This window comes from Micromonospora sp. LOL_024 (assembly GCF_048060415.1).
In the GTDB taxonomy this organism is placed as follows: Bacteria; Actinomycetota; Actinomycetes; order Mycobacteriales; family Micromonosporaceae; genus Micromonospora.
Genome location: NZ_JBHMIS010000003.1, coordinates 258034 through 272195 on the forward strand (window position 1 = coordinate 258034; position 14162 = coordinate 272195).

At 71.1% G+C, this 14162-nt stretch carries 12 protein-coding genes; 7 read left to right on the top strand and 5 right to left on the bottom strand.

Annotated elements, in window-relative coordinates; all coding sequences use genetic code 11:
- Window positions 1-57 precede the first annotated feature (57 nt).
- Together ACFHWY_RS06885 and ACFHWY_RS06890 are read left to right on the top strand one after the other, a co-directional pair.
- Window positions 58-1089, top strand: a complete 1032-nt coding sequence (locus ACFHWY_RS06885; protein ID WP_416579241.1) for a serine hydrolase — start codon at window positions 58-60, stop codon at window positions 1087-1089.
- Between the two features lie 52 nt (window positions 1090-1141).
- Window positions 1142-2293, top strand: a complete 1152-nt coding sequence (locus tag ACFHWY_RS06890) for an MBL fold metallo-hydrolase (RefSeq protein WP_416579242.1) — start codon at window positions 1142-1144, stop codon at window positions 2291-2293.
- A 63-nt stretch (window positions 2294-2356) separates the two neighbouring features.
- On the opposite strand, the gene ACFHWY_RS06895 is transcribed toward ACFHWY_RS06890, so the two are convergent.
- A complete protein-coding gene (locus tag ACFHWY_RS06895) occupies window positions 2357-3868 on the bottom strand; it encodes a deoxyguanosinetriphosphate triphosphohydrolase family protein (RefSeq protein ID WP_416579243.1) in 1512 nt (503 codons plus the stop codon).
- A gap of 62 nt (window positions 3869-3930) precedes the next feature.
- Between ACFHWY_RS06895 and ACFHWY_RS06900 the strand changes: the two genes are divergently transcribed.
- From ACFHWY_RS06900 to ACFHWY_RS06920, 5 genes are all read left to right on the top strand, one after another.
- A complete protein-coding gene (locus tag ACFHWY_RS06900; RefSeq protein ID WP_416579244.1) occupies window positions 3931-6348 on the top strand; it encodes a Tex family protein in 2418 nt (805 codons plus the stop codon).
- A gap of 184 nt (window positions 6349-6532) precedes the next feature.
- Window positions 6533-6934 carry a hypothetical protein gene (locus tag ACFHWY_RS06905; RefSeq protein WP_416579301.1) on the top strand — a complete coding sequence of 134 codons (402 nt, stop codon included), beginning with the start codon at window positions 6533-6535 and terminating at the stop codon, window positions 6932-6934.
- 182 nt (window positions 6935-7116) lie between these two features.
- Window positions 7117-7764 carry a sugar transferase gene (locus ACFHWY_RS06910; RefSeq protein WP_416579245.1) on the top strand — a complete coding sequence of 216 codons (648 nt, stop codon included), beginning with the start codon at window positions 7117-7119 and terminating at the stop codon, window positions 7762-7764.
- The gene (locus ACFHWY_RS06915; RefSeq protein WP_416579246.1) at window positions 7761-8909 is read left to right on the top strand and encodes an aminotransferase class I/II-fold pyridoxal phosphate-dependent enzyme; all 1149 of its coding nucleotides are present in this window, start codon (window positions 7761-7763) and stop codon (window positions 8907-8909) included. The genes ACFHWY_RS06910 and ACFHWY_RS06915 overlap by 4 nt, the downstream gene beginning before the upstream one ends.
- Window positions 8906-9550, top strand: coding sequence for an acetyltransferase (locus tag ACFHWY_RS06920; protein ID WP_416579247.1), 645 nt, complete (start codon window positions 8906-8908; stop codon window positions 9548-9550). The genes ACFHWY_RS06915 and ACFHWY_RS06920 overlap by 4 nt, the downstream gene beginning before the upstream one ends.
- A 34-nt stretch (window positions 9551-9584) precedes the next feature.
- On the opposite strand, the gene wecB is transcribed toward ACFHWY_RS06920, so the two are convergent.
- From wecB to ACFHWY_RS06940, 4 genes are read right to left on the bottom strand one after another with little or no spacing between them, the layout of a single operon-like run.
- Complete coding sequence (gene wecB, locus ACFHWY_RS06925) at window positions 9585-10709, bottom strand: non-hydrolyzing UDP-N-acetylglucosamine 2-epimerase (protein WP_416579248.1); 1125 nt, start codon at window positions 10707-10709, stop codon at window positions 9585-9587.
- Entirely contained in the window at window positions 10706-11944 is a 1239-nt protein-coding gene (locus tag ACFHWY_RS06930) for a glycosyltransferase family 4 protein (RefSeq protein WP_416579249.1), read from the bottom strand. Before ACFHWY_RS06930 ends, wecB begins: the two co-directional genes overlap by 4 nt.
- A complete protein-coding gene (locus ACFHWY_RS06935; RefSeq protein WP_416579250.1) occupies window positions 11941-13065 on the bottom strand; it encodes an NAD-dependent epimerase/dehydratase family protein in 1125 nt (374 codons plus the stop codon). Before ACFHWY_RS06935 ends, ACFHWY_RS06930 begins: the two co-directional genes overlap by 4 nt.
- A complete protein-coding gene (locus ACFHWY_RS06940; RefSeq protein ID WP_416579251.1) occupies window positions 13059-14099 on the bottom strand; it encodes a polysaccharide biosynthesis protein in 1041 nt (346 codons plus the stop codon). The genes ACFHWY_RS06935 and ACFHWY_RS06940 overlap by 7 nt, the downstream gene beginning before the upstream one ends.
- Between the last annotated feature and the right edge of the window lie 63 nt (window positions 14100-14162).

The window sequence follows — 14162 nt, forward strand, 5'->3', positions numbered from 1 at the left end:
CGATCGGATCGCCTATGGTGTCCGGAGGACACGCTCGGCGACCGACGGGAGACACGAGTGACCATCCGGATGAACCGCAGGGCAGCGCTCGGCCTTGGCACCATCGCGACGGCCGGGACGGTGCTCGGCACAGCGGTGCCTGCCGGCGCTGATCCCGGCGGCGAGGCGGCGGCCAAGGTCGGCGCGGCCACCGACGACCGTGCCCAGGTCGCGTCGCAGATCGCTGCGGTCTACGAGCGGCTCATCGACCGGGCGGGCGGGAACTGGCAGTCACACGTCAGCCTCGCCGACCAGGGCGGCGACGCTGCCCTGGTCGCGGTGAGCGAGTCGGCGGACCAACGGATCGAGGCGTACAGCGTCAACAAGATCGCGGTGGCCGCCGCGGTGCTCGACAAGGTCGACCGTGGCCTGCTCAGCCTCGACCAGCAGGTGGAGGTGACCGCCGCGATCGTGGTTCCCGGCGGCGACGGCATCTTCAGCCTGGACGGTGCCTACCCGAGCCTGGTCACCCTCGGCCACGTCCTGGCGAACCTGCTCACCGTCTCCGACGACACCGCGGTCCGGCTCTGTGGGCTGGTCTGCCCGGCCGCCGAGATCAACCAGATCCTGGTGGCGAAGGGCTTCCTGAACACGCGGGTGCAGCCGGTCACCAACCCGAACCGGTTCTTCCTGGGCACCAGCACCCCGAGGGAGACCCACGACCTGTTGCGTGCCCTGGTCGGCGGCACCCTGATCTCCGCCGCCTCCACCGACTTCGTGCTGCGACTGCTGCGCTCCCCAGTGGCCTTCACCGACGGCGTACGACGGGAGATGTCCTCTGCCGAGCGAGCCCGGATCGCCACCAAGGCCGGCTGGTTCGTCGACGCCCGACACGAGGCCGGAGTGATCTTCGACACCGCCGGGGCACCCATGGTCACGTACGCGCTCTTCGCCGACGGCCAGTCCGGTGCGGACGACTTCGGCGCCACCCACCCCGCCGTGCAGGCACGGGCCCGCTTCGGTCGCCGCGTTCTCGACCTCACCGACGGTCTCGGCGGCAGCGGCACCGCCCACCGCGAGCATCTGTACCGCCCCAGCAACGGCAATTGAACCGGCCAGGGGCGGCTAGCGTGGACCCCGGGTTTCAGGTAGAGGGGGGTCCATGCGGGCATCGAAGGAGCCAACCGGTCCGGCCGCTGGCCGGCGGATCAGCAGATCAGCGGCCGGCCTGGCCACGTTGGCCGGGCTGACCGGTGTCGCCTGGGGCGCGCGGAACATACCCGCCGCCCTGGGCGGTCGGCTGGCCGGTCCGCGAGCCGACCGGGCCGCCCGGTCGCCCCAGTACCGTGACGGCACGTTCCACAACCGCGCGGGTACCCGGACGATGGTTGCCGCAGCCGATCGCAACCTGCTCCGGGAACTGATCTTCGGTAGGCAGAAGCGGCGGCCCACCGAACCCGTGCCGCTGGTCCGACCCGCCGTCGAGACCGGCATCGATTCGGCTCGTGAGCTGAACGTCGTCTGGTACGGCCACGCCTCCACCCTGGTCGAGATCGAGGGTCGGCGGGTGCTGCTCGACCCGGTGTGGAGCGACCGGTGCTCGCCAGCGGCAGCGGTCGGTCCGCGCCGGCTGCACGAGCCACCGGTACGCCTCGACGAACTGCCCCGCATCGACGCGATCCTGATCTCGCACGACCACTACGACCACCTCGACATGGCGACCGTGCGGGAGCTGACCCTCCGGCAGGCGGCGCCGTTCCTGGTGCCGCTCGGGGTGGGCGCCCACCTAGACCGGTGGGGTGTGCCGGCCGACCGCATCATCGAGCTGGACTGGTCGCAGACCCACCGGGTGGCCGACCTGGAGATCACCTGCACCGCCGCTCAGCACTTCTCCGGCCGGGGCCTGCGCCGCAACGGCACCCTGTGGAGTTCCTGGGTGGTGGCCGGAGGACAGCGGAAGGTCTACTACACCGGCGACTCCGGCTACTTCGGCGGGTACGCCGAGATCGGCGCGGAACACGGGCCGTTCGACGTGACGCTGATGCAGATCGGCGCGTACGACCGGTCGTGGCCGAGCATCCACATGTTTCCCGAGGAAGCCGTCACCGCCCACCTGGACCTGCGCGGCGGGCTGTTCGTTCCGGTGCACTGGGCGACGTTCAACCTCGCCCTGCACGACTGGTCCGAGCCGGTGGACCGGCTGTGGGCCGAGGCCAAGGCACGCGACGTCCGGTTGGCGGTGCCACGCCCCGGCGAGCGGGTGGTGGTCGACGACCCGCCGCCGGTCGACGGCTGGTGGCAGGGCGTCGCCTGAACCCGATGTCGACCGGGGGTCCCTGCTTCTGCTCAGGCGTCAGCGAGGGGCCCTCCTCGCATCTCAGAGCACGAAGGCGTCGGTCCAGAGGGCGCCGGAGCGTCCGGAGAGGGCGTCGAGCATCGCCACCGCCTGCCCGTCGGTCAGCTGCGCCACGAAGTCCACGATGGCCCGACCACGGGCCCGGCCGATCCGGTCCACGGTTCGCGGGTGCAGCTCCGCCTCGGCCAGCTCCACCAGGTCGTGCAGCCGCCGGGGCAGCCGGGACTCCTCCTCCGGGTCGAGCAGCCACTCCAGCAGCGCCTCGACCAGGGTGCCGAGCAGCCGGGCCTGGCCTCGCTGGTGCAGTGCCAGGTCGGGGCGGGCCAGCACGAAGCGGTGGTGCACGAACTTGAGCACCTGCACCTCGTGCCACTGGGCCGGGGCCAGCAGCACGTGCCCGGAGCGCACCGCCGGCTGCTCGACCACCGTGATTGAGTCGACGAAGCGGGTGGTCCACCGCGCCGAGAAGCGCGCCACGTACTGCTCCGCCTCGATCGAGCCGTCGAACGGCAGGGCGAGCAGTCCTTCGACCAGCTCCTCCCGGACGTGCTCGACGGCGGCGGCGAACGCGTCGTCGTTGGCGACCCAGCCGTCCTTGCGGTGCAGTTGGCGGCGCAGTCGCTCGATGGCCGCGCCGGGCCGGCGGGCCGAGGTGTGCAGCGCCGCGTCGGTGATGGCCCGCAGGTGACCGCCCTCGCGCTGCCAGGCCATCAGCTCGGCGGCCACCGTGCCCTGCTGTAGCACCCCGACCCGGTAGAAGTCCTCCACGTCGTGGATGGCGTAGGCGATGTCGTCGGCGGTGTCCATCACCGACGCCTCGGCGGTCTGCTGCCAGTCGGCGATCCGGCCGGCGAACGGCGCCCTGGCCTGCCGCAGGTCGTCCAGCTCGGTGCGGTACGCCCCGAACTTCACCGAGCCGCTGTCGGGGTCGTCGGGCGGTGGGCTCGCACCGCGCGGCGGCGGGTCCATCAGCCGTGGGTGCGGGTCGGGGTGGTCGAGCCGGGTCCACGGGTACTTCAGCATCGCCGCCCGTACCGCCGCGGTCAGGTCCAGGCCGGTGGTCGCCGCGCCACGGATCTCGGTCGAGGTGACGATCCGGTACGACTGCGCGTTGCCCTCGAAACCGTCGGCGAGACCGAGCCGGTGCCGGGCCAACCGGTCCAGCACCCGCTCCCCCAGGTGCCCGAAGGGTGGGTGGCCGAGGTCGTGCGCGAGCGCGGCGGCCTCCACCACGTCCGGATCGCAGCCGCCCAACTTCTCCACCAGGTCACGCTGCCATTCGTCGGAGGTGAGTCGCTCGGCGATCGCCCGGGCCACCTGGGCGACCTTGAGACTGTGGGTGAGCCGGTTGTGCACCAGCAGCCCGGAACCTCCCGGGCTGACCACCTGGGTGACCCCACCCAGCCGGGTGAAGAACGGCGAGGAGACGATCCGGTCCCGGTCGGCCCGGAACGGGCTGGTCGCGAGGTCGCCGAGGGCGCGGGCGCTGCCGCCGAAGAGCCGGCGCGCCCGAGGCTCCACAGGTGGTTCCATGATCGCCACGCTAGCCGGGCACAATGCAGGGCGGAACCCAGACCCGAAGGCGGAGCGAGATCGTGACCCTCTCTGTTCATCAACGGATCGCCGAGGAGCTCGGCGTCGCCGAGCGCCAGGTACGCGCGGCCGTGGAGCTGCTCGACGGCGGCGCCACCGTGCCGTTCATCGCTCGCTACCGCAAGGAGGCGACCGGCCTGCTCGACGACACCCAGCTGCGCACCCTTGAGGAGCGCCTGCGGTACCTGCGCGAGCTCGACGAACGGCGGGCGGCGGTGCTGGAGTCCATCCGCAGTCAGGGCAAGCTGGACGAGGCTCTGGCAGCGCAGATCATGGCGGCCGACTCGAAATCCCGGCTGGAGGACATCTACCTGCCGTTCAAGCCGAAGCGGCGGACCCGGGCGCAGATCGCCCGCGAGGCCGGGTTGGAGCCGCTCGCCGATGCGCTGCTCGGCGATCCGACGCAGGACCCGAAGACGGCGGCGGCCTCCTTCGTCGACGCCGAAAGGGGCGTGGCCGACGCCACCGCCGCGCTGGACGGCGCGCGGGCCATCCTGATCGAGCGGTTCGCCGAGGACGCCGACCTGATCGGCACGCTGCGCGAGCAGATGTGGTCGCGAGGCCGGCTGGTGTCCCGGGTACGCGAGGGACAGGAGACCGCCGGGGCCAAGTTCTCCGACTACTTCGACTTCGCCGAGCCGTATCCGAGGCTGCCCTCGCACCGCATCCTGGCCATGTTCCGTGGCGAGAAGGAGGGCATGCTCGACCTGACCCTGGACCCGGAGGCCGAGGGCGACCCCGGCGCTCCGGTGACCGGCCCAAGCCGGTACGAGGCCGTGATCGCCGGCCGCTTCGGGATCAGTGACGCCGGCCGGTCCGCCGATCGCTGGCTCGCCGACACGGTGCGCTGGGCGTGGCGTACCCGCGTCCTCATCCACCTCGGCGCGGACCTGCGGATGCGGTTGTGGCAGGCGGCGGAGGAGGAGGCGGTTCGGGTTTTCGCCACCAACCTGCGTGACCTGCTGCTCGCCGCGCCGGCCGGTGCCCGGCCCACCATGGGGCTGGACCCGGGCCTGCGTACCGGGGTGAAGGTGGCCGTGGTGGATGCCACCGGCAAGGTGGTCGCCACCGACACGATCTACCCGCACGAGCCGCGCCGGCAGTGGGACGCGTCCCTACACACGCTGGCGAGACTGGCCGCGGCGCACGGGGTCGAGCTGGTCGCCGTCGGCAACGGCACCGCCAGCCGGGAAACCGACAAGCTCGCCGGTGACCTGATCAAACAGCACCCGGAGCTGAAGCTGACCAAGGTGATGGTCTCCGAGGCCGGCGCGTCGGTCTACTCCGCCTCCGCGTACGCCTCACAGGAACTGCCCGGAATGGACGTGTCGCTGCGCGGGGCGGTCTCCATCGCCCGCCGGCTGCAGGATCCGCTCGCCGAGCTGGTCAAGATCGACCCGCGTTCCATCGGTGTCGGGCAGTACCAGCACGACCTGTCCGAGGTGAAGCTGTCCCGGTCGCTGGACGCGGTGGTGGAGGACTGCGTCAACGGTGTCGGGGTGGACGTCAACACCGCGTCCGCGCCGCTGCTGACCCGGGTCTCCGGCATCGGCGCGGGCCTCGCCGAGAACATCGTGCTGCACCGGGACGCCAACGGGCCGTTCCGGACCCGGGCCGAGCTGAAGAAGGTGGCCCGGTTGGGCCCGAAGGCGTTCGAACAGTGCGCGGGCTTCCTGCGCATCCCCGACGGCGACGACCCGCTGGACTCCTCCAGCGTGCACCCGGAGGCGTACCCGGTGGTGCGCCGGATTCTCGCCACCAGCGGTCAGGACCTGCGCTCGGTGATCGGTCGCAGCACGATCCTGCGCGGGCTGCGCGCGACCGACTTCGTCGACGACACGTTCGGCCTGCCCACCGTCACCGACATCCTCGCCGAGTTGGAGAAGCCGGGTCGCGACCCTCGGCCGGAGTTCAGGACGGCGACCTTCGTCGACGGCGTCGAGAAGATCGGCGACCTGACGCCCGGCATGGTCCTGGAGGGCGTGGTCACCAACGTCGCCGCGTTCGGCGCGTTCGTTGACGTCGGGGTGCACCAGGACGGCCTGGTGCACGTGTCGGCGATGTCCCGCACCTTCGTCAAGGATCCGCACGAGGTGGTGAGGTCCGGTGACGTGGTGAAGGTCAAGGTGCTGGACGTGGATGTGCCCCGCAAGCGGATATCGCTGACCCTGCGGCTGGACGACGAGGCGGAGCCGGGCGCCGGGCGCGGCGCTGACCGGGCCGGCGCCGGCCGTGAGGGCCGGAGCGGATCCGGCGGGCGCGAGGGGCAGGGACGCCGTGGGCAGGGACGTGGCAGCCAGGGCCGCGGCGGCCAGTCCGGCCAGTCCCGCGGTGGTCAGGTGCGCCAGGGCCAGGGCGGCGCGACGTCGCCCGCCGACGGTGCGATGGCCGACGCACTTCGGCGGGCCGGCCTGCTCTGAGCCACCGGGCCCACGACCGGCACGGCGCAGCGGGTGGGCGGTGCACCTCGGGCAGCCCGCCCGCACGCCTGGTCTGCTCTCGCCGTCGGGGCGTACCAGACCGGCGGAGGGCGCACCAGGTGGCGGTTACGGGTGGGCGTACCGTCGGCTCGTGGTCAGTGACGACGGCCCGGACTGGCGGGAGATGCGGCGACACGCGGTGCTGGCGCATGCGGCGGCCGAGCAGCGACGCCGGCGCGACGAACAGGCCGAGGCGGCGCGGCTGGTCAGCGTGTTCGTCGCCGAGGCGCGGAGACGTGGTCTGGCCACCACCCGGCTCGTCGCCCGATCGCACGACGGCCGGGCCCGGTACCGGACCGGGCTGCACGGCTGGTACATCGACCGGGCGCTTAGCCGAGCGGTCGACGTCGACGGACGATTCCACCTGCTGATCGTGCCGCGCGCGCTGCGGGCCCGGTTCCTCGGGGCGGACCCGCAGCCCGGCCCCGCCCCGCTGATCGTCGGCGCGGGGGGCCGGGACGGAGAGTCGACACCGCTGCGGATCATGCTGCAGCGGCGCCTCGACGCCGGCGACAGCAAATCCTGACCAGCGGCTCGGCGACACTCCCGAGGTAGGTCGACGCGCCGACGTGCGTGTCCTTTGCCGGCCGCCCCGGGTTGACGTGTCGGGGTGCGTGTCGACTGTTGCTACTTTCCGGCGGGACCAGCAATAAGTCTGATACAACCCGTTTGTCCGCTATTGCCGGTAGACATACGGAGGTCATAACGGTGCCCGTATCCATGGCGACCGCGCCGGCACGTCCGACCCGGTCCGCACGGCGCGGCGATCCGGCCAAACGTGTATTCGACGTGGTCGTCTCGGCCCTGCTGCTGCTGCTGACCACGCCGGTGATGGTGGCGGTAGCGGTGACGGTCGCCGTGGGCCTCGGCCGACCGGTGCTGTTCCGGCAGTGCCGCATCGGGCGCGACGACCGCCCGTTCGAGCTGGTCAAGTTCCGCACCATGCGGGCACCGTGCGGAGGGCTGACCAGCGACGCCGACCGACTCACCCGGCTCGGTCGCTGGCTGCGCGCCACCAGCCTCGACGAACTGCCCACACTCTGGTGCGTGCTGCGCGGCGACATGAGCATCATCGGTCCCCGGCCGCTGTTACCCGAGTACCTCAGTCGCTACTCCCCTACCCAGGCACGGCGACACGAGGTCCGGCCCGGTGTCACCGGGCTGGCCCAGGTACGTGGGCGCAACAGCCTCGACTGGGATGACAAGCTCGCGCTCGACGTGGAGTACGTGACGCGCCGCAGTCTCCGCCTGGACCTGGCGATCCTGGCCGCCACGATCCGTACGGTGCTGCGGCGGGACGGAATCTCCGCGGCCGGCAACGCCACCGCGCCGGAGTTCCTCGGGAGTCGACGATGACCGACAAGATCCATCTGTCCGCGCCGGATGTCGGTCCGCTGGAGGAGTCCTACCTGATCGCGGCACTGCGCTCCGGCTGGGTCGCCCCGGCCGGCCCGGATCTCGACGCCTTCGAATCGGAGGTCGCCACCAAGGTCGGCACCCGTGGCGCGGTGGCGGTCAGCTCAGGCACCGCCGCGCTGCACCTGGCCCTGCTGGGGCTGGGCATCGGTCCCGGAGCCGTGGTGCTGGTGCCCACGCTGACCTTCGTCGCCACCGCCAACGCGGTCTGCTACACCGGCGCCCGTCCGATCTTCGTCGACTGCGACCCACGGACGGGCAACATCGACGTCGCCCTGCTCGCCGAGTTGCTGCAACGGATCCGCTCGCGGGGCGAGCGGATCGGCGCGGTGATCCCGGTCGACATGTTCGGTAGCTGCGCCGACTACTCGACGTTGCTGCCGATCTGCGCCGCCGCGGACGTTCCGGTGGTCGAGGACGCCGCGGAGGCACTCGGCGCGACCCACCTCGGCCGGCCCGCCGGTTCGTTCGGGCGGATCGGGGCGCTGTCCTTCAACGGCAACAAAATCATGACCACCTCGGGGGGTGGGATGCTCGTCGGCGACGACGTGGCCCTGCTCGAACGGGCCCGACACCTGTCCACCCAGGCACGCGAGCCGGTCCCCCACTACGAGCACCGGGAGACCGGCTACAACTACCGGCTGAGCAACCTGCTCGCCGCACTCGGCCGGGCCCAACTGATCCGGCTGGGCAGCATGATTCACCGCCGCCGTCGTCTCCGTGACCAGTACGCCAAGTTGTTCGCCCCGGTGCCGGGAGTACAGCTGATCGGCGCAGAGGACACCGGTTCGAACTGCTGGCTCACCAGCATCCGGGTGGACCGGCAGCGCTCCGGATGGGCTGCCGCCGACCTCGCCGCCCACCTCGCCGCCCGGCACATCGAGACCCGTCCGGTGTGGAAGCCGATGCACCTGCAGCCCGCGTACGCCGACGCCGAGAATCGACTCACCGGGGCCGCCGAGCGTCTTTTCGCCGAAGGGCTGACCCTACCCAGCGGCAGTGTCCTCAACGAGCGGCAGGTGACCACCGTGTTCTCGGCGATCGACGAGTTCCTGACCACCCGTACCGGGGCGCCGGCGGCGTGACCGTACCTCTGGTTATCGTCGGTTGCGGCGGGCACGGACGGGAGATCCTGACCATCGCGCGCGCGGTGAACGCCACCATCGGACGACCCCGCTGGCAGTTGCTCGGCTTCGTCGACGACCGACCCTCGGAGGTCAATCTCAAGCGGGTGCAGCGGCTCGACGTGCCTTACCTGGGCGGGACGACCTGGCTGGCTGAGGCCCCCCCGGACACCCACCACGTCGTCGGTGTCGGCGACCCACGGATCCGACGGGCGGTCGCGGATCGGGTCGACCGGTACGGGGTGGCGGCGGCCAGTCTGGTGCATCCCGACGCGACACTCGGCCCGGACCTGCGACACGGTCCCGGTCTGGTCGCCTTCGCCGGAACACGGGTCACCACCAACGTGACCGTCGGGCGGCATGTGCATCTCAATCAGAACTGCACCGTCGGGCACGACTGCGTGCTGGCCGACCACGTGTCGGTGAACCCGCTGGCCTCGATCTCCGGCGAGTGCCGGCTGGACGAAGGGGTGCTGGTCGGCACGAACGCCGCCGTGCTGCAGGGGCTCCGGGTCGGCCGGGACAGCACGGTCGGCGCGGGTGCCTGCGTGGTGCGCGACGTGCCCGAGGGTGTGGTGGTCAAAGGAGTTCCGGCCCGCTGAACGGGAGCCTCTCGGGTCCCAGCCCCGGCTGGACTCAGCGGCGGATGCCCGCCCAGCCGTGGTGCCGCCGCACAGTGGACAGGATGAAGTCCACCACCCGCCGTGAGGTGTCTGCGACTCGGTAGTCGGTTGGGCAGGGCACCCCGTCCGCGTTCACCTGCGCAACAGTGACTTCCACGGCCTCCACCACGCCCTGTGGGTCCAGCCCGGTCATGATGATGCCGCCGACGTCGAGCGCCTCGGGTCGTTCGATCGACTCCCGCAGGGTGACCGCCGGGAAGCCGAGGATCGCCGACTCCTCGCTGATGGTCCCGCTGTCCGACAGGGTGCAGAACGCACGAGTCTGCAGGTGCACGTAGTCGATCAAGCCGAACGGCTCGTGAAAGGCGATGCCATCCAGCACGGTCGCGTCGGGGGCCAGTGCCTCGAGCCGCTTGCGGGTTCGTGGGTGGGTGGAGACCAGCACAGGGTGGCCCCAGCGGTCCCGGACGGCGGCGAGGCAGCCGAGCAGCCGCCGCAGCCGGGCGGGCTGGTCGACGTTCTCCTCCCGGTGGGCGCTGACCATGACGTAGCGGCCGGGGGTCAGGTCGAGCCGGCTGAGGATACGCGAGCTCTCGATCTCCGGCTGGTAGTGCTCCAGCACCTCACGCATAGGCGAGCCGGTGTGCAGGATCCGGCGCGGGTGCAGACCTTCGGCGAGGAGGTTGCGTCGGGCGTGCTCCGTGTAGACGAGGTTGAAGTCGGCGACGTGGTCGACCATCCGGCGGTTGGTCTCCTCTGGCACGTTGAGGTCGAAGCAGCGATTACCGGCCTCCATGTGGTAGACCGGCACCCGCATCCGGCGGGCCATCAACGCGGCGATGCAGCTGTTGGTGTCGCCGAGGACGAGCAGCGCGTCCGGTCGCAGTTCGGAGATGGCCGCCTCAACCCCGACCAGCACGCCACCCAGCACCCGCGCCAGCGAGGACGTGTCCACTCGCAGGAATCGGTCCGGCTCCCGCAGTCGCAGCTCGGTGAAGAAGACGTCCGAGAGGTTGCTGTCCCAGTTCTGCCCGGTGTGCACCAACGAGTGTTCCACGGTCTCGTCGAGCCGGCTGATGACCCGGGACAGCCTGATGATCTCAGGACGGGTACCCACCACCGTCATGATCCGCGTCATCTGCGTCCCCTCCGTGTGGCCAACTTGACCATGATGTCCTCGAACTGGTCGACGCCGACGCGCACCGACATCCGGTTCTCGTAGACCTGTCGGGCCTGGCGCCCCATCTGGTCACGGCGGTGCCGGGGCAGCGCGGCGGCCTCGGTGAACCGGGCGGCCAACGCCCGCCAGTCCTCCGGCGGACTCACGAGTCCCACCCCGCTCGACCGGATCAACGCCGCCGCGTCGCCGGCGATCGACCCGATGACCGGCGTGCCGCAGGCCAGCGCGGCCTGCAACTTGGACGGGGTCGCGCCGCGCAGCGCGGGCAGGTCCCGCAGGCAGACCAACTGGAAGTCGGCCGCCGCGTAGAGCGCGGCCATCTCGGTCGCCGGGCGGCGGCCCACGAACCGGACGTTGTCGGCGCCCAGATCGACGGCGAGCTGACGGATCTGTTCCTCGCCGGCACCGGAACCGACCAGCACCAGATCCATCCGGTCCCGGACCGCCGCGGCGGCGCGTACCGCGGTGTCGAGCCCCTGCAGGAGGCCGAGGTTTCCGGCGAACATGACGGTGCACCGACCGCTGTGTCCCAGCACCGCCCTCGCGTCCGGCGTCACCGGCACCGGCCGGAACAGCGAATCGTCGGTCCAGTTCAAGACGACCCTGACCCGGTCCGGATCAGCGCCACGTGCCACCACCTGCTCCGCCATGGCCTGCGAGATGACCACGATCGCGCCGGCGGTCCGGTAGGCGGCACGCATCAGGGCGCCGACACCGGTCTCCAGTGCCCGTCCCAATCGGCCGACGGGGGCCATCCCCGATGCGGTGACGGCGTCCGGCCACAGGTCCTGCACGTGCAGAACGACGGGGGTACGCCGGGCCACGCGCAACAGGGCGGCGACCGTGACCGCGGTCGGCGGTGGATGGTAGACGTACGTGACGTCCACACCGGCCAACCACCCCGGGCCGGCCAGCGCGCTGCTGGCACCGAAGGAGAGGTGGCTCAGCGCCCGCCTGGCCGCCGAGGTGTCGTGGCTGGTGAACGTGGGCACCCGCCGCACCGCGACCGGGCCGTCGGTCTCCCGGTGTCGCCAGCGTTGACGCCATCCGGGAAAGGTCCGGCCGTTCGGATAGCTCGGAAAGGTGGTCAGCACTCGCACGGCATGTCCTCGATCGGCCAACCCCCGTGCCAGGTTTCCCGGGATGAACACCCCTTCCGGGGGGTACCACTGGGTGACGACGCCGATCTTCACGCGGCGACCGCTACCTGCGTCGGCACCGCCGCGTCCACCGGCTCGGGCCAGGTGTCCGGGCTGGTCGGATCGAACAGCTCGTTGGTCCAGAAAAGAGTGACCAGTTCACGATCACCGGTGTTGACCAGGTTGTGCACCCACATGGTCGGCATGTCCACGGCCACCGGCGCGTCGCCGGTCACGGGAAAGCGCACCACGTCGGCGTGGCCGACGCGCCGGAGACTGATCTCGGCGGAGCCACGGAGGACCACGAACCGCTCCACCTTGGCGAGGTGGAAGTGCTCGCCCCGGATGATCGCCGGATGCGAGGTCGAGCAGAACGTCTGGCCGCCGCCATGGGACCTGACAGTTTCCACGAGTTCACCGCGGGCGTCGGCCCGACGGTGCAGCGGCAGCGGGTAGTGCGCCGGGAAGCAGTGCGACCGGTAGGTGTTGAAAAGCCTGACGTCGTGCCGGTCGCGCAGCAGAGGCAACTCGCCGGTGCGGTAGGTGGCTGCCGTCGCCGACAGCCGGTCGGCCAGTTCGCGTACGCCGACCCGGAGCGCGGGCATGCCCGGATCCCAGGAGCCACCGGCCGGAACCCCGACCAGCCGAGCCGCGGCGTCGGTGACGTGCACCAGGTCGAGTTCCCGGTCGGCGTGCACCTCTGGCTGCCCGCCGTCGGCGAGCACCCGGCAGAACGTCGCGACCGCCGAGTTGTACCGCGGCCGACCATGTTCGCCGTACAGGTTCGGCAGCCTGACGTCGTCGAGCGGCAGCCCGGTATCGGCGAGCAGTTGGGCACAGGCAGCCTTCGCGTCACCGTACGGTGTGCCGTTGCCGGCCTGCACCGAGTTGGCGAAGACCACCCTGGCCGGCGCGACGTCCGCGGCCCGCAACGCGGCGACCAGGTGGGCGGCGGCCCGCAGGTTGCCCGCAGCCACGTCGTCGGGCTCACCCCGGTTGAGCCCTGCCAGATGCAACACCCGGTCCACGCCGGACAGCAGCTCGCCGGCATGCCGTGGATCGGCCAGCTCGTTCCGGCCCACCCGGACGGGTTCCGGCCAACCGAGCGCCCGGACCAGCACCCGCACGTGCCAGCCGAGGAAGCCGTCGGCTCCGGTTACGGCCAACCTCAGCATGTCGGCACCACGTCGCGAAGTCCCAGCTCCGTGCGGACCTCCGGCAGCGTCAGCAGCAGATTCACGATCTCGGGTACGCCCAGCCGCAGCGCGTTGGCGGAGTCGAAGTCGGCGGCCGGGCCCCCGTCCGGATCCCCCTCCGAGACGTAGAGCGCGTAGTTCAGGTCGCGGGCGTCCAGCGGCACCCGGAAGAAGTCGCCGAAGTCCTCGGCCCGGGCCAGATCCTCCCGGCTGGCCAGCGTCTCGTGCTGCTTCTCACCGTGCCGTACGCCGATGACGTCGAGCTTCGCGGGCACATCGAAGAGTTGGCACACAGCTTCGGCGAGGTCCCCGATGGTGCAGGCGGCGGCCTTGCGGATGAACACGTCACCCGGGCGGGCGTGCTGGAAGGCATGCTCCACCAGCGCCACCGAGTCCTCCAAGGACATCAGGAACCGGGTCATGGCGGGGTCGGTGACGGTGGGGGCGCGGCCGGCCTTGATCTGTTCGATGAACAACGGGATCACCGAACCGCGTGAGTACATGACGTTGCCGTACCGGACGCAGGAGACGACGGTGGAGCTGTCCGGGTTGTTCCGGGCATGCGCCTGGGCGACCTTCTCCATCAGGGCCTTGCTCATGCCCATGGCGTTGACCGGGTACACGGCCTTGTCTGTGCTCAAGACGACCACCGAGGCGACTTCGTTGCGCTGGGCGGCCTCCACGACGTTGGCGCTGCCGAGCACGTTGGTACGCACCGCCTCAAGGGGGAAGAACTCGCAGGACGGCACCTGCTTCAGCGCGGCCGCGTGGAAGATGTGGTCGACGCCCCGGCTGGCGCGCAACACCGAGTCGTGGTCACGGACGTCGCCCACGTGGTAGCGCACTCGCCAGTCTCCGATCAGCCGCCGCATCGCGTCCTGTTTGGCCTCGTCGCGGCTGAGCACGCGAACCTCGCCGACGCCGCTGGCTAGCAGCCGACGGACCATCGTCTGGCCAAAGGATCCGGTGCCGCCGGTGATGAGTACGCGCCCGCCGTTCGTCGTTGAGGTCACTGATGCTCCCGTTCGTCGTCGCTGAGGCACCCGCCAAGGTCGGTCGGACAGCCACATGACAGA

Coding starts and splice junctions, on each gene's coding strand:
- ACFHWY_RS06935 (WP_416579250.1), bottom strand. CDS start 13,065: ATGCTGAGGTTGGCCGTAACCGGAGCCGACGGCTTCCTCGGCTGGCAC.
- ACFHWY_RS06905 (WP_416579301.1), top strand. CDS start 6,533: ATGCGGCGACACGCGGTGCTGGCGCATGCGGCGGCCGAGCAGCGACGC.
- ACFHWY_RS06895 (WP_416579243.1), bottom strand. CDS start 3,868: ATGGAACCACCTGTGGAGCCTCGGGCGCGCCGGCTCTTCGGCGGCAGC.
- wecB (WP_416579248.1), bottom strand. CDS start 10,709: ATGACGCGGATCATGACGGTGGTGGGTACCCGTCCTGAGATCATCAGG.
- ACFHWY_RS06890 (WP_416579242.1), top strand. CDS start 1,142: ATGCGGGCATCGAAGGAGCCAACCGGTCCGGCCGCTGGCCGGCGGATC.
- ACFHWY_RS06915 (WP_416579246.1), top strand. CDS start 7,761: ATGACCGACAAGATCCATCTGTCCGCGCCGGATGTCGGTCCGCTGGAG.